Below are 15949 nucleotides of genomic sequence, written 5' to 3'. Positions count from 1 at the left end.
AGTCTGTGCGGATGAGCCTACCCAGAGATGCGGCCAAATGCCCCATTAGATTTCGTACGGTTACTTATTGCCTGAAGTGATGTCTATTCTGTGGCCTACTCTGGCGCTATCAAACGGCTATGCAGCCGATGGCAGACGCTCGCCCGCGCGCACGGGAATCGAGAGGTCGTTCTCCGGCGGCGTGAAGGGGCAGGTCGTGTTCGGGTTGTACGCAAACGGCGGGTTCGTCGCGCGGTTGAAGTCGAGCACGAGCGAGCCGTCCGCCTGCTCCTCAACCGCGAGGAACCGCACAAACTCAAAGGTCTCGTCACCACGGGTCGCGTCAGTGAAGTGGACGCGCAGATCGCCAGGCGTACCGAACAGCGTGAGCGCGTGGCGCTCGCCGTCGACCTCAAAGACCGCCTGACCCGGGGAATTGAAGTACTGCTTCGCGCCGGGAACCGCGCAGTTCACCTCGACGCGCTCGCGGGGGAGCGGCTCAAGGCGCGCGGTCACCCGCCACGCAGGATCGGCGGCAAACGTCGCAGTTCCCTCATATGCGGCGCGGATCGCTGATGCCGGATCCTGCGGACGCACCGAGATCCGCCCACTGCGCTCGGCCACCAAAATATTTACGTCGCCCCATGTGAGCAACTCTGCGCCCTGCTCCTCGAAGGGTCCGAACGTGATCTCACCAACCACCGGTTCGCCATTGTGAGCAACGTTGTCGGCAGCCGTGAACTCGACCGTCACGGTGTTCGCGGTCGGTGCGCTCCAGGTGCCGGGCAACCCAGCGAGCGCCGAAGGCTCAGCAGTCAGCCAGTGCAGCGCAGTCATGCTCAGCGGGCCGTGCGCGCTCGCGCGGCCGGCCTCAACCTTGTCGTGCCAAGCGGCGTGCTCGGCGGCGAATGCGTGCTGATCCTGTGCTGACATGGGGAGTCCTCTCGCTGCTGCTTCTGTATAAGTATTGTGATCCGCGCCCCTGAACGGAACCCTCAGCGTCACGCAGCGACATGCGCGCTCGCCGCAGGCTTCGAGGGCGCGTGCACGCTTGCCGCGAATTCCTCTCCCGAATGTCGGTGGCGCGGAGTACGCTCCAAACATATGAGTATGCACGGTGGTCCAGCAGCACGCGGTGCCCGAGGTGGGGGTCGCGTGGCGTCAGCTGATGCCGCGGCACAGCGTGAGCGCAACCGTGAGGCGCCGAAGATCGATCGCCTGGGTGCGCGGATCGCAGAGCTCTTCCGCCCCTACCGTGGCCCGCTCATCATCATCGTTGTGCTCGTCATCCTGGCCGCAGGTCTCGGCGTCTTGCCACCGTTGCTCACACAACAGGTCTTCGACGTCGGGCTCTTCCCGCTCGATGGCGGTGGGCCGAACATGCCTGAGCTCACGCGCCTGCTCATCATCATGGTCACACTCTTCATCGTCTCGGCTGGCATCGGGGTGCTGCAGACATACATGACCGCGCGCGTGGGCAATCGAGTCATGGGTGACCTGCGTGAGCGGCTGTTCACGCACCTGCAGTCGATGGAGCTCGCGTTCTTTACACGTACGAAGACGGGCGTGATTCAGTCGCGCATTCAGAACGACGTCGGCGGCGTCGCTGGCGTACTGTCGAACACGGTCTCGAGCGTCATCGGCAACACTGTGACCGTCATCGCTGCCTTCGTCGCGATGCTGCTGCTCAGCTGGCAGCTCACGCTCATCGCGGTCATCATCATGCCCGTGCTCGTCATCGCGCAGCGTCGCGTTGGTCAGGTGCGAGCACGCATCGCTGGTCGCACGCAGGAGTCGCTGTCTGAGATGACGGCGATTACGCAAGAGACGCTGTCGGTGTCTGGCGTGCTGCTCGCGAAGACCTACGCCCGTGAGGGCATGGAGAGCGAGCGCTACGCGGCAGAGAACAGTAACCAGATCGCGCTGCAGGTGAAGCAGACGATGAGTGGCCAGGTGTTCTTCGCGCTCGTGAACATCTTCATGTCTGCGGTGCCGGCGATTGTGTACCTCTTCGCCGGGTTGATCTTGGCGCGCGGCGGCGACGGGGCCATCGACATCACCGCAGGTACGATCGTCGCGTTCACCACGGTGCAGGCGCGACTCCTCTTCCCCCTCACCAACCTCATGCGGGTGGCACTCGACCTGCAGACCTCGAAGGCGTTGTTCGCGCGCATCTTTGAGTACCTCGACTTGGATCCCGCGATCCGCGATACCGACGAAGCGCGCGAGCCCTCTGACGCGGCCGGTCGCGCTGGCTGCGTGGAGTTCGCGAACGTCACCTTCCGGTACGACGATGCGGCGCCAGATGAGCGGCCGACGCTTGACGACGTATCGTTCCAGGTCGGGTCGGGGGAGTTCGTGGCGTTCGTCGGCCCGTCTGGCTCGGGGAAGACGACGATTGGGTCGCTCATTCCGCGGCTGTACGACGCGACCGACGGGGCAGTGAAGTACGCGGGTGACGACGTGCGCGAGCTGCGGCACGAGGCACTCGTCGACCGGGTCGGCGTCGTGACGCAGGAGCCCTATCTCTTCCACGCCTCAATCGCAGACAACCTGCGGTACGCGAAGCCAGACGCGAGCGACGCCGAGCTTGAGCGTGTGGCCCGCATGGCGAACATTCACGACACCATCACCGGCTTTGCCGACGGCTACGAGACGATCGTTGGCGAGCGCGGCTACCGGCTCTCTGGCGGCGAGAAGCAGCGCATCGCGATTGCCCGTGTGCTCCTCAAAGACCCGCGAGTACTCGTGCTCGACGAGGCTACGAGCGCCCTCGACACCGTCAACGAGCGCGTCGTGCAGCGTGCGCTCGACTCTGCCCGCACCGGGCGCACGACGATTGCGATCGCGCACCGCCTCTCGACGATCGTCGGCGCTGACCGCATCTACGTGGTGTCTGCCGGCCGCATCGTCGAGTCTGGTACCCACGATGAGCTGCTCGCCCGCGGCGGTCACTACGCCGAGCTCTATGAACAGCAGCGGTAATCTTGTCGTGTGAGCGTAAAAGTCTTGGCCGTTGGCAAAATGCACGAGAGCTGGGTCAGCGACGGCATTGCGCGCTACGAGAAGCGGCTGCGTAAGCCCTTCGACGTCTCGTGGCAGCTGCTGCCGCACTCGTCGCGCGAGGGCGAGCACGCCCGCGCTGAGGAGTCTGAGCGCATCCTCGCCAAGGTCGACCGCGACGCGTTCCTCGTGCTCCTCGATGAGCGCGGCAAGAACGTTGATTCGCCGAAGCTCGCGCGCACGCTGCAGGGCGCGTTCGACGCCGGTCGCTCGATCGTGATCGTCATCGGCGGAGCCTATGGCGTCGACGACTCCGTGCGCCAGCGCGCCGACTTCGTCTGGAGCCTCTCTGCGCTCGTCTTCCCGCACCAGCTCGTGCGCTTGATTCTCGCCGAGCAGCTCTACCGTGCCCAGGAGATCGCGGGCAATCGCCCGTACCATCACGTGTAATTCCCACATGTCGGGGGCGCGGATCAGCCCCACCCTGAAATGTCAGTGGTCCCACCTACGCTACTGACATGAACCCGATCCGCCTCGCCACGCGCCACCTCTCCGCACACCAGTGCACACGCGCAGCTTCGCGTGTGCCCGCGCACCAGCGCGTCCGCGGGCGAGGCCGTGAGGCCGTTGCCCGGCGGGTGCCGGTGCGTATCGTCTGCCGCAGCGCGCACACGATCGAGATCGAGAACCGGAGCGACGAGCGCCTGCGCCTCGTGCGCTTCGCGCTCGCTGGCGGCGGCATGCTCGGGCTCTCGCTGCCGCGCTCCCTCGAACCCGGTGACCGGCTGCGCGTGACCGTGCGCGGGGTGGGTGATCCTGACATTGCTTCCGCAGGTGACGCAATGCTCGTTCTGAGGTGGTTCCAAGCCGACGGTGAGGAGCTCCTATGGCCGATTGCCCTCTAGTGTCAAGAGCCATTTTTGCCGCTAGAGGCGACACGCCGGAAGTGGGTGTCTGGGGAAATGTGCGGTGAGGTGATCTGCCTGTGGATAACTCCGAATTAGGGGCGAAACTATGCCGAACGTTCTCCCCAGTTTGAAAGTTTCACCGGTGGAAAATCGGTGGATAACTACATCCTTGTAACTACATCATGTTGTGGTTGGCAGTCATGTGGTTCACTAGATGTTGTGCCTCACCGAGGTCACCGAAGTTTTTGCGAGAAGGGAAGTTCATGGCTATTACGGTCTACACCAAGCCCTCGTGCGTGCAGTGCACCGCGACCTACCGGGCGCTCGACAGCAAGGGTATTGAGTACGACGTACTCGATCTTTCGGAAGATGAAACCGCGCTGCAGACCGTCAAGGAGCTCGGCTACCTGCAGGCTCCCGTCGTCGTCACTGACGAAGGTCACTGGTCGGGCTTCCGCCCTGACAAGATCGCTGAGCTGGCAAGCCGCCTGGCCTAAGCCCGTGGCTCACGGGGCGTTCTACGGCAGAGGGCACCGCGAGTTCACATACTGACTCTGGGGTTCCCCGCGCAATGGCGCTCGGGGAACCCCAGAAAAGTATCGGCGCACGCTGCGCCGCCCTGAAGTTTTGAATTACCGCAAGAATTTTGACAGCGCTCCCGCGCAGATGGATGTGGAAAGTGGCAACTGACGTCGCGACCAATCACGAGTCGTCCAAGATCAGCGAGATGGATTACCACTCGCTGAACGCGATGCTGAACCTGTATGACGCAGACGGCAAGATTCAGTTCGATAAAGACCGTGAAGCTGCGCGTCAGTACTTCCTGCAGCACGTCAACCAGAACATGGTGTTCTTCCATAATTTCGAAGAGCGCATGCGCTACCTCATCGACAACGACTACTACGAGAAGGCACTTCTCGATCAGTACTCGCCCAAGTTCGTTGAGCAGCTCACCGACGAGGCGTACGCCCTGAAGTTCCGCTTCCCGGCATTCCTTGGCGCCTACAAGTTCTTCACCGCGTACGCGCTCAAGACCTTCGATGGCAAGCGTTACCTCGAGCGCTTCGAGGACCGCGTGGTGATGGTGTCGCTCGGCCTCGCACAGGGTGACGAAGAGCTCGCTCGCGGTTACATGCGCGAGATGATCGCCGGCCGTTTCCAGCCCGCGACCCCGACCTTCCTCAACCTCGGCAAGGCACAGCGCGGCGAGCTTGTCTCGTGCTTCCTCCTCCGCGTTGAAGACAACATGGAGTCGATCTCGCGCGGCATCAACTCGTCGCTGCAGCTCTCGAAGCGCGGCGGTGGCGTTGCGCTCTCGCTCTCGAACATCCGTGAGGCTGGCGCTCCGATCAAGAAGATCGAAAACCAGTCGTCGGGCATCATCCCCGTCATGAAGCTCCTCGAAGACAGCTTCAGCTACGCAAACCAGCTCGGTGCGCGTCAGGGTGCTGGCGCGGTGTACCTCTCGGCACACCACCCCGACATCATGAAGTTCCTCGACACCAAGCGTGAGAACGCTGACGAGAAGATTCGTATCAAGACGCTGTCGCTCGGCGTTGTCGTTCCCGACATCACCTTCGAGCTCGCAAAGCGCAACGAAGACATGTACCTCTTCTCGCCGTACGACGTCGAGAAGGTCTACGGTGTTCCCTTCGGTGACATCTCCGTGACTGAGAAGTACTACGAGATGGTCAACGATGGCCGTATCTCGAAGACCAAGATCAGCGCACGCGTCTTCTTCCAGACCGTTGCTGAGCTGCAGTTCGAGTCCGGCTACCCGTACATCGTCTTCGAAGACACCGTGAACCGCGAGAACCCCATCAAGGGCCGCATCAACATGTCGAACCTCTGCTCGGAGATTCTGCAGGTCAACACCCCGACGACCTACAACGAAGACCTGAGCTACAACGAGATCGGCAAGGACATCTCGTGCAACCTCGGCTCGATGAACATCGCTACGGCGATGGACGGCGGCGATCTCGGCTCGACCGTTGATCTCGCGATCCGCTCGCTCACCGCAGTGAGTGACATGAGCTCGATCTCGTCGGTTCGCTCGATCGAAGACGGCAACGCGAAGTCGCACGCAATCGGCCTCGGCCAGATGAACCTGCACGGCTACCTCGCACGTGAGCACGTGCACTACGGTTCGCCCGAGGGCATCGACTTCACGAACATCTACTTCTACACTGTGCTGTTCCACGCACTCACCGCATCGAACAAGATCGCGATTGAGCGCAAGCAGGTCTTCGGTGGCTTCGAGGACTCGAAGTACGCGTCGGGTGAATTCTTCGACAAGTACACCGAGCAGGCTTGGGTTCCCGAGACTGACCGCGTCGTCGAGCTGTTCGCTAACGCCGGCATTGCGATCCCGACCCAGGAAGACTGGCTCGCGCTCAAGGCAAGCGTCATGGAGCACGGCATCTACAACCAGAACCTGCAGGCTGTCCCGCCGACCGGTTCGATCTCGTACATCAACAACTCGACCTCGTCGATCCACCCGATCGCGTCGAAGGTTGAGATTCGTAAGGAAGGCAAGCTGGGTCGCGTGTACTACCCGGCTCCGTTCATGACGAACGAGAACCTTGCTTACTACGAGGACGCCTACGAGATCGGCCCCGAGAAGATCATCGACACCTACGCAGCGGCAACGCAGCACGTCGACCAGGGCCTGTCGCTCACGCTGTTCTTCAAGGACACCGCGACCACGCGCGACATCAACAAGGCACAGATCTACGCATGGCGTAAGGGCATCAAGACGATCTACTACATCCGTCTGCGTCAGCTCGCCCTCGAGGGCACTGACATGACTGAGTGCGTCAGCTGCATGCTGTAAATAACTTGAGGGCCGAACGCTGCAACGTTCGGCCCTCACCAGTTCCCGGTGTCATCAGAGTTCTAGGAAGACAAGAGGAACACTCTCGAAATGATGTTTGAGATCACTGCGGTGCGATACGGCGGAGCCCGGAAGACCGAACAGACGATCACTCGGTACCAGCTGCGAAACCCTGAGACGGGCGTCGTGAGCGAAGCCGACAAGGAGACCCTGGTGGAGTGGGTCGACGCTGGCACCCGTGCCTACGTCGGCGACGAACCAGACCGGGCTTGGTTGCGCGTCGTGCGCTCCTTCCCGAACTACCTCCGTACTCAGGCCGACGCGGCCGAGAAGAACAACCTCACGAGCCTCGCTGAGTTCTAATTCGCGCCTTCGCTCGGCAATGTGCCGGGAACCGCTGTTCACGCAGTGGGTCCCGGCATTTTTGTGCGCGGATCCGCCCCAGGCCCAGCCGCGGAGTGTTGTGTGGCGATCCACATCATGTAGTGGTCAGTCGTCGCCTGAGACACAACATATTGAACTTGAATGGTGTGCGCGGCGTATGGCGTCGCGGTCCTCTGCCGAGTAAGATCAGTAGACAGTGCACGCATCCGCGCCTCGCGCGCGCGTGCCCGATGTTTTTGCGACGTCACCCTCCGTTCTTTCTCTCGAAAGGGCGCTTTTCTGGGGTGCGTCGTGCGTCAGAGAAGCAGAGGGAGCCGATGAACTTCAAGCTGGGTCATGCAGTCCAGGCGATCAACTGGAACCGCATTGAGGACGAAAAGGACCTTGAGGTCTGGAACCGTCTGGTCAACAACTTCTGGCTGCCCGAGAAGGTGCCGCTGTCGAACGACGTTCAGGCGTGGGCAACCTTCACCGACGAAGAGAAGCGCCTCACCGAGCGTGTCTTCGCCGGCCTGACGCTGCTTGACACCGTGCAGGGCACTGTTGGTGCGATCTCGCTGATTCCCGACGCGGTTACTCCTCACGAGGAGGCTGTCTACACGAACATCGCGTTCATGGAGTCGGTGCACGCAAAGAGCTACTCGTCGATCTTCTCGACGCTGTGCTCGACGCAGGAGATTGACGATGTCTTCCGCTGGTCTGAGGAGAATCCTTACCTGCAGAAGAAGGCTCAGATCATTGTCGACTACTACGAGGGTGATGACCCCCTGAAGCGCAAGGTCGCTTCGACGCTCCTCGAGTCGTTCCTCTTCTACTCGGGCTTCTACCTCCCGATCTACTGGTCGAGCCGCGCAAAGCTCACCAACACTGCAGACCTCATTCGCCTTATCATCCGCGACGAGGCTGTTCACGGCTACTACATCGGTTACAAGTACCAGGTGTCGCTCGCGAATGAGACCCCTGAGCGCCAGGAAGAGCTGAAGAACTACACCTTCTCGCTCCTCTACGATCTCTACGAGAACGAGGTGCTCTACACGCAGGACCTCTACGACGGTGTCGGCCTGACCGAAGACGTCAAGAAGTTCCTCCACTACAACGCGAACAAGGCGCTCATGAACCTCGGCTACGAGCCGATGTTCCCGAAGGAGATGACCGACGTGAACCCGGCCATCCTGTCGTCGCTGTCGCCCAACGCTGACGAGAACCACGACTTCTTCTCGGGCTCGGGTTCGTCGTACGTCATCGGTAAGGCAGTTGCTACCGAGGACGAGGACTGGGACTTCTAGTCTGCCTCTGAGTCGTCAGTCACCACGGCTGACTGCGCGCCCCTGATCTGCGAATATTCGCGGGGCAGGGGCGCTTTTCTTTCTCCAAATCTGGGGATGGTGAGAGGCTCGCGCCCCTTGGTTGTGCGTTTGAGAGTTAGCACACGCCCTATAAATACGGAAGATCTGGGGGGGTAAGCCAGTCGTAAGACAGCGGGTATACGCGATCCTTTGCGTGTACCGCTGCAAGCAAAATGCTGGGGAGAGCAGTAAGAGATAATGGGCATGAAGGGTGCTGATGCCCGTTGAGGAAATGCGCCAGACAAATCCGCTCCCCTGGTCCACAGGGTGACACATGAAGTCGAGGTTGAGTTTGTACTTGAAGGCTTTTAGAGTCGAGAACTTTCGACGCCTAAAGAACGTCCGAGTAGACCTGGAAGAAGCAGAGTCCATTTTTGTTGGAGCAAACAACAGCGGAAAAACCTCGGCGACCCAAGTATTCCGTTTGTTCTTGAATCCCGGCCAGCATCGGTTTCGGATATTTGATTTCAGTGCGGATTGCTGGACCGCGCTAAACACCATTGATCATGCAACCACCGCTTATGCCGACGAGCTGCCCAATATCGTGCTTGACCTTTGGTTCGAGGTTGATGATCTAAATCTTCATCGGGTGCTGGGAATCCTACCTAGCCTAGATTGGAGTGGGAAGCCGGTGGGAATTCGACTGGCGTACCAGCCACGAGACTCATCACGGTTGATTTCGAACTACCTCGAGGCACGAGCGCAATCTTGTGGCGGCGGTGGCGATAACAGCAAATCAATGTGGCCAAGAGATCTGACTGATTACCTCCAACGAACGCTGTCGCAGGAGTATGAAGTTTCGTACTCGGTTCTTGACGCTGAAAAGGGTGATCTTGATGGAGAGCCGGCAAAGGACCATCAACCGTTCCGCATCGAATCGGCGAAAGAAGGCGAAGACCTCATTCGTTCGCTAATGCGCGTTGATTTTCTTGATGCCCAACGTCATTTATCTGATTCGAGTGGGTCCAGCCGTCATGAGGACTTGTCTACCCGGCTTAGTCGCTTCTACGAGCGTAATCTCGAGAAACACGAGATTGACCTGACTACAGTGAATGCAATTGCCGACTCTGAGCAGTCGCTCAATGCCCATTTTGCCGACGTCTTCAAGCCAACTCTTGAGAGCCTCAAAAAGCTAGGCTATCCGGGTATCGCTAATCCGGACATGATCGTCAAAGCGACGCTCAATGCGCAAAGCATTCTTAGTGCAAATGCTCAAGTTCATTATGCTTTGCCAGCCGCTGACGGATCTCCATCGGGGCTGTCGGGTATGACGCTGCCTGATCAGTACAACGGACTTGGTTTCAAAAATCTCATTTACATGGTTGTTGAGATCCTCGATTTTCACCAACGGTGGCTTGATAGTGAAGGTCAACGGCCTCCGCTGCATTTGATCATGATCGAAGAACCTGAGGCGCACTTGCATGCTCAGCTACAACAGGTGTTTGTAAATCAGATTTTTGATCTCGTCAAAAGCGACCACCCAGCCTTTCACTCCCAACTGGTCATCACAACGCATTCATCTCACGTCCTCTACGAGAGCGGTTTCAAACCCATTCGATACTTCTCTCGCAAATCCAAAGGGGCGTCTGCGCTCACTACCGAGGTAAAAGACCTGTCGACGTTCTATGACAATGAAGAGAAGACTACGCGAGAGTTCCTGCAACGGTACTTGAAGCTGACCCACTGTGATCTCTTCTTTTCTGATGGTGTCGTGCTAGTCGAAGGTAACGTCGAAAGGCTGATTCTTCCGCTGATTATCGATAAGGACGTGCCAGCGCTACGGCAATGCCACCTGACCATTCTTGAAGTTGGCGGGGCGTTTGCGCATAAGTTTGAAAAGCTTGTTGGATTCCTTGAGATGCCGACTTTGGTGATTACCGATGTCGACAGTGTCGCTCCTGGCGCGCCGAGCGGTGCTAAAGCCGGGACAGAGGAGAGCGTTGATGATTCAGATATGGATCCGGCATGTCAAAAGCCCGGTACCGCGTGCGTCACGACTCTTGAAGGTGCAGTGACGAGCAACCAGACGCTACTGCAATGGCTGCCAAGGATTGAACTCGTTGCGAACCTTCTGGATCTTGAAGAATCTGCGAAAGCGCTGGATAGTGATTGCGTAAGGGTGGCCTATCAAACCCGCCAGCCATCCTCGTGGGGAGGAACCGATGAGCAGCGCGCAGGCCGCACGCTCGAGGAAGCTTTCGCTTTACAAAACCTTGAATGGTCGCAGCATGTTGAACAGAAGGATCTAGGTCTTTCGATCCGTAAAGCCGAAGAGTTGAGCCTCAGTATGATGCACGAGAGGATCTTCAAGAAGGTGAACTCGAAGGCTTTTGACAAAACAAGGTTTGCGCTCGAACTCATCGCAAGAAGCGATGACGACTGGACATCGCCAACTTACATAGTCGAAGGGCTGTGCTGGCTCCAGCGTCGGCTCGACCCGACGACGGATTTGGTTTCACCGTCGACAGTATCTGGGGTCTGACATATGACATCCCGAGTAGATAAACCGGATACTAAAGCTGACAAGGCTATTCGAGCGGTGTTGGGCCAGGAAGCGCGGCCGGTGTTTGTCGTCGTAGCTGGTGCGGGCTCAGGCAAAACAACGTCGTTGGTAAAAGCGCTCGCTCATGTGACATATGAGTACGGTGCAGAACTTAGAGCACGAACCCAACAGGTAGCCTGCATTACCTATACGGAAGTCGCGGCGCACGAGATCCACGTCGACGTCAGCAAGGATCCGTTGGTACTAGTCTCTACGATCCATAGTTTTCTCTGGGGTTTGATCAAGCCATTTCAAGCTGATATCAAGCAATGGGTCACCGCGCATCTCGAAAAAAAGGAAAACGAGCTAAAACGTAAGATTGCGAATTACAGTGTGCGAGTACAAGCAAAAACGAAGGAGAGGGACGCTGCCGAACTCTTGAAATACCAATCGCAGCGGGCAAGCCTTGGCGCAGTAACAAGATTTGTTTACGGTACTGGCAGTGATTACGGTAAGGGTGTTCTTGGGCACGAGGACGTGCTGACACTTGTACCTGAACTCATCATGACGCGGCCTCTTCTAGCCAAGATTGCATCAAGGAAATATCCATTTATCTTTGTAGATGAGAGTCAAGATACATTCCCCAATGTAGTGGAGTGTTTAAAACAGATTCACTTGACCGCAAATGGAGCAGTTTGTCTTGGATTTTTTGGTGACCCAATGCAGCAGATCTACCAGCGAGGAGCGGGGACGATTCAACTGGAGGCAGGGTGGATTCAAGTGCCCAAGCCAGAGAACTTTCGTAGCTCGGACCAAGTGTTGGAAACTGTGAATGCTGTCCGCGCAGGCGGCGATTCACTAGTGCAAACCCAGGGCCGCCCGGTAGCGGATCATGAGCCGGGAGAAGTGTTTTTCTTCGTGCTTCCTGCAGATGGGGACCGAACAAAGAATCTCGATCACGCGCGTGAGTGGCTTGACGAGAATAGTGCTGGTGGGTGCTGGACGGAGAGCAAAGTCGGCGATGAGACGAAGATTCTGACAATCGCTCACCGCATGGCTGCACGACGGCTTGGATTCGGAGATTTGTATTCCGCCTTTAAGGACAATAAGTCGTCGCTTGGAGATGACTTTCTCGAAGGGAACGCATGGCCACTCCGAGCTTTTGACCAGGTGATCTTCCCGGTGATCGACGCTGGCGTGGGAAGTGAAAGCGCAGCCATTGAAGCTATCCGCAAATATGGTGTACTACTGACGGCTGAACAGCCCTCTTCTTCGGTGAAATTAGCACTAGGGAAAGGCTTGGATGCTGCCCGGGAACTACGCCGAATCGCAATGGAAGATGCTCCTGGGTCAATTGGTGCGGCGTTGAACTTGGCGATATCAGAAGGATTGATTGACCCGGACCCTCGCCTCTCTGTTTTTCTTGACCCAGACGGTGACCATAGTGATGTCGTGATATCTGGATCTACCTCGTCGATACTCAGCGACATGGTGGCCTGCAGGATTAGTGAGATCCGAAACTACCGCAACTATGTCGAGCAAAACTCTCCTTACTCGACTCAGCACGGTACAAAAGGTTCGGAATTCGAAAAAGTCATCGTTGTTATGGACGATGAAGAGGGCCGGCACAACCTCTACTCTTACGAGAAGTACTTCGGTCTTCGTGAACTGTCAGCCACGGATCTCAAGAATCAGGCTGAAGGAGCTGAAAGCGTCATTGATCGTACGCGGCGGCTGTTCTATGTTTGCGTTTCAAGAGCAAAGAGATCTCTGGCAGTTGTGTTGTTTACCGCGGATGTGGAGAATGCGAAACGGATACTGGAAGTCTCGCGACCCGCTGGGGTTGGAAAGATTTTGACCCTCGATGATTTGTAGTCGACGCATAGAAACCTTGAACCAAGAGGGCACTCGAATCTGCCTGTTGAAAAAGGACGATGCGTAACGCCCGTTGATCCTGAGCAAATTGCCACTCGCGTAGGGCTGGAGCGCAGGGGTGTTGGCCTGAAATGGGCTCAGACCAACACCCCTAGCTTTAAGGCGCTGAGCTGTTTAGAGCTCCACAGGAGCCGGAGCAGGAGCCTCGACCTCAGCCCCGAGAGGCTTCTCCGATCCGCGCCCCAGCTTCGAAGGCCACCAGACCTTCTGGCCGATGTCGTACGTCAGCGCGGGCACCAGCAGCGTGCGCACCACGAAGGTGTCGAGCAGAACGCCGAAGGCGACGATGAATGCGAGCTGCAGCAGGAACAGAATCGGGATCACCGAGAGCGCCGCGAACGTTGCCGCGAGCACGATGCCGGCTGAGGTGATGACTCCGCCGGTGATGGTGAGTCCGCGCAGCACGCCTTCACGGGTGCCGTGCTTGATCGATTCCTCGCGCACGCGGGTCATGAGGAAGATGTTGTAGTCGATTCCGAGGGCAACGAGGAAGACGAAGCCGAAGAGCGGTACGGCCGGATCCGCGCCAGGGAAATCGAAGATGCCATTGAACACGAGCGCCGAAACACCCATCGCGGTACCGAACGAGATGACGGTTGTGATGATGAGGAGCACGGGCGCAAGGATCGAGCGCAGCAACAGCATGAGGATCAGCAGGATCACGAGCAAGATGATCGGGATGATCAGCGTGCGGTCGTGAATCGATGCGTCGTTCGTGTCGATCGCGGTCGCGGTGACGCCGCCGACGAGGGTGCTGGGGGAGACGTCCGCGAACTCTGCGCGCAGCTCGCGCACGGTGTCAGCTGCCTCGTCAGAGTCGGCCGCCGCGGTGAGCGTGCCCTGCACGAGCACCTGGCCGTCGACCACGGTCGGGGCGGGCGCGGGCGTACCGGGAGGTCCGTACGCGGTGATGCCATCGGCAGTAATGGGGGCGGATCCGGTCGGCGAATCTGCCGAGGTCACGCTCACGCCCGCGATCCCGTTGTTGCTGAGCAGGACGTCAGCGACGGTGTCGAGTTCGGACTCGTCGGTGAGGACCTGGACGGGGCTGCCTGATCCGCCGGGGAAATGCTTGCCGAGTGCGACCTGGCCGTCGCGAGCCTCCGAGGTGCCAATCACGAGGTCAGAAGCGGGGACGCCATCTGCCTTGAGTTGCGTGATTCCGAGGCAGCCGATGAGAAGGACGACGGTCGTGGCGATCCAGATCGTGCGGGGGCGCTTCTGCACGAAGCGGGCGACCTTGGTCCAGACGCTCTTCGCAGGCATGCCGTTCTCGGCGGCAACCACCTCGGGCTCGAAACGCGGGCGACGCGGCCAGAAGACCGCGCGACCGAACGAGAAGAGGAGCGCGGGGAGGAGCGTGAGCGCCGAGAGCATCGCGAAGACGATGCCGATTGCGGCGACGGGGCCGAGGCCGCTGTTCGACTTTAGATCGCTGAGGAGCAGGGTGAGGAGGCCGGCGATGACGGTTCCGCCGGATGCGAGGATCGGCTCGACCGATCCCTTGACGGCCTTGAGCGTCGCGGTCCACTTGTCTTCATTGATGCGCAGCTCCTCGCGATAGCGGGCGACGAGCAACAGAGAGTAGTCAGTGGCCGCACCGATGACGAGGATGAAGAGGATGCCCTGGGTCTGGCCGCTGAGCATGAGGATCTCCCACTTCGCGAGCCACCAGACGGTGAGCAACGCTGCGCAGAGCGCGAAGAGGCTCGTCGAGAGGACAGCGATCGGGAGGAGGAAGGATCGGTACACCAGGATGAGGATGATGAACACCGCACCGAGTGCGACGCCGAGGAGGAGACCATCGATGCCAGCGAAGGCGGCGGAGAGATCCGCGCTCAGGCCAGCGGGGCCGGTGATGTAGACGGTGGTGCCGTCGGGGACGTTCGCCTTGAGCTCTGCGCTCGCCGCAGCGACCGTGTCACTGAGCTCAGCGTCTGACTGGATTGGGACGAATGCCTGGATGGCCATGCCGTCTTCGGACGGCAGTGCTGGCGATACTTTGTCACCGATTCCGGGGAGTGAGGTGAGATCCGCCACGGCAGCGCTGATCTGCTCAACCTGGGCAGTGGTCAATTTCTGATCACCTACGACGACAGCGATTGCGGGAATCGCGTCGGAGTCGGTGAACTCACCGAGCAGCTTCTGCACCTGGGTCGCGTCGGCCGACTCTGGCAGGAAGGTGGTCTGGTCGTTCGACGAGACTTCACTGACTTTGCCGAAGTACGGGCCGCCGACGCCAGCCGCGGCGAACCAGACGATGATCAACACCGCCGGCAAGAACACGCGTAGCCATTTTGGTGTGCGAGTCATGAGAGCTTCCATTCAGAGATCGGGTGGATGGTTTGGCGCCGCTCGTGCGTTGGCCGCTGGTGGGTTGCGCGCATCTGGTGTGCCTGCAGTGTCTCTAGTGTGAAACACCAACCTGTATTAACCTAAGCATATTATTAGCCAAGCTAGCAATATGCAAAGTTAGTTACCTGTCCGAAGTAGAATGAGAAGCATGACCGCAGCCGAGAAGCCCCGTGAAGCGGCTCCGGCGAGCCTGTATCACTTGGACAAGAGTGATCCGCGCTCTGAGCTCATTGATCGCTCGGCGCTCCAGCCCGCTGAAATCGCTGAAATCAGTGAGCTCATGGGGGCACTCGGGCGTCTGCGCGACGCTGAACAGCAGGTCTCTGAGGCCTCGATGAAGTACATGCAGCTCGGCCGCACCGATATGCAGGCGCTGCACTACCTCATTGTTGCTGGCAACCAGGGTGAGCTTGCGACACCGAGTGGCATCGCGGCGCACCTGAACATTTCGAGCGCGTCGACGACGAAGCTGCTCGACCGGCTTGAGCGGGCGGGGCATATTACGCGTGCTCCGCACCCGTCTGATCGTCGAGCTTTGACGATTTCTATTACGCCCGAGACGCGCGAAGCCGCGATGCAGTCGGTCGGGCGCCAGCACGCGCGACGCTTTTTCGCTGCGGCGCGGCTGACTTCGGAGGAGCGTCAGGTTGTGACGCGGTTCCTCGATGACATGGCGAGTGAGATCTCACTCGGCGATGATGCGGAGTGGGCGCGGGGGTAGCGC

12 protein-coding genes are annotated in these 15949 nt (G+C 59.1%); 10 read left to right on the top strand and 2 right to left on the bottom strand.

All coding sequences use genetic code 11. The features are described from left to right. Nucleotides 1–117: 117 nt before the first annotated feature. Nucleotides 118–912 carry a DUF1684 domain-containing protein gene (locus ICM05_RS11040; protein WP_188024681.1) on the bottom strand — a complete coding sequence of 265 codons (795 nt, stop codon included), beginning with the start codon at nucleotides 910–912 and terminating at the stop codon, nucleotides 118–120. Nucleotides 913–1089: 177 nt separating this feature from the next. Between ICM05_RS11040 and ICM05_RS11035 the strand changes: the two genes are divergently transcribed. The 9 genes from ICM05_RS11035 to ICM05_RS10995 all read left to right on the top strand — a co-directional run bounded on the left by ICM05_RS11035 (nucleotide 1090) and on the right by ICM05_RS10995 (nucleotide 12810). Beyond that, nucleotides 1090–2964 (top strand): ABC transporter ATP-binding protein, encoded by a 1875-nt coding sequence (locus tag ICM05_RS11035; protein WP_188024699.1) that lies wholly within the window; start codon nucleotides 1090–1092, stop codon nucleotides 2962–2964. A gap of 9 nt (nucleotides 2965–2973) precedes the next feature. Then, nucleotides 2974–3432 (top strand): 23S rRNA (pseudouridine(1915)-N(3))-methyltransferase RlmH, encoded by a 459-nt coding sequence (gene rlmH / locus ICM05_RS11030; protein WP_188024680.1) that lies wholly within the window; start codon nucleotides 2974–2976, stop codon nucleotides 3430–3432. 68 nt (nucleotides 3433–3500) lie between these two features. After that, a complete protein-coding gene (locus ICM05_RS11025; protein WP_188024679.1) occupies nucleotides 3501–3887 on the top strand; it encodes a hypothetical protein in 387 nt (128 codons plus the stop codon). A 266-nt stretch (nucleotides 3888–4153) separates the two neighbouring features. Beyond that, complete coding sequence (nrdH, locus tag ICM05_RS11020; RefSeq protein WP_188024678.1) at nucleotides 4154–4387, top strand: glutaredoxin-like protein NrdH; 234 nt, start codon at nucleotides 4154–4156, stop codon at nucleotides 4385–4387. A 230-nt stretch (nucleotides 4388–4617) separates the two neighbouring features. Continuing rightward, nucleotides 4618–6723 carry a class 1b ribonucleoside-diphosphate reductase subunit alpha gene (gene nrdE / locus ICM05_RS11015; RefSeq protein ID WP_215401774.1) on the top strand — a complete coding sequence of 702 codons (2106 nt, stop codon included), beginning with the start codon at nucleotides 4618–4620 and terminating at the stop codon, nucleotides 6721–6723. Between the two features lie 90 nt (nucleotides 6724–6813). Beyond that, nucleotides 6814–7086, top strand: a complete 273-nt coding sequence (locus ICM05_RS11010; protein WP_188024676.1) for a DUF3892 domain-containing protein — start codon at nucleotides 6814–6816, stop codon at nucleotides 7084–7086. A gap of 251 nt (nucleotides 7087–7337) precedes the next feature. Further along, nucleotides 7338–8393, top strand: coding sequence for a class 1b ribonucleoside-diphosphate reductase subunit beta (gene nrdF, locus ICM05_RS11005; RefSeq protein WP_370566782.1), 1056 nt, complete (start codon nucleotides 7338–7340; stop codon nucleotides 8391–8393). Between the two features lie 334 nt (nucleotides 8394–8727). Then, nucleotides 8728–10935, top strand: a complete 2208-nt coding sequence (locus ICM05_RS11000; RefSeq protein ID WP_188024674.1) for an ATP-dependent endonuclease — start codon at nucleotides 8728–8730, stop codon at nucleotides 10933–10935. A 3-nt stretch (nucleotides 10936–10938) separates the two neighbouring features. Continuing rightward, the gene (locus tag ICM05_RS10995; protein ID WP_188024673.1) at nucleotides 10939–12810 is read left to right on the top strand and encodes a UvrD-helicase domain-containing protein; all 1872 of its coding nucleotides are present in this window, start codon (nucleotides 10939–10941) and stop codon (nucleotides 12808–12810) included. A 174-nt stretch (nucleotides 12811–12984) separates the two neighbouring features. On the opposite strand, the gene ICM05_RS10990 is transcribed toward ICM05_RS10995, so the two are convergent. Next, nucleotides 12985–15183: an efflux RND transporter permease subunit gene (locus ICM05_RS10990; RefSeq protein WP_188024672.1), complete on the bottom strand. Its 2199-nt coding sequence runs from the start codon at nucleotides 15181–15183 to the stop codon at nucleotides 12985–12987. Nucleotides 15184–15373: 190 nt separating this feature from the next. Between ICM05_RS10990 and ICM05_RS10985 the strand changes: the two genes are divergently transcribed. Further along, the gene (locus tag ICM05_RS10985) at nucleotides 15374–15946 is read left to right on the top strand and encodes a MarR family winged helix-turn-helix transcriptional regulator (protein ID WP_188024671.1); all 573 of its coding nucleotides are present in this window, start codon (nucleotides 15374–15376) and stop codon (nucleotides 15944–15946) included. Nucleotides 15947–15949: the final 3 nt, after the last annotated feature.

It is taken from the genome of Leucobacter sp. cx-42 (assembly GCF_014529985.1).
Lineage (GTDB): Bacteria > Actinomycetota > Actinomycetes > Actinomycetales > Microbacteriaceae > Leucobacter.
The sequence above is the reverse complement of the archived record's forward strand: the minus strand, read 5'-3'. Positions and strand labels throughout refer to the sequence as shown.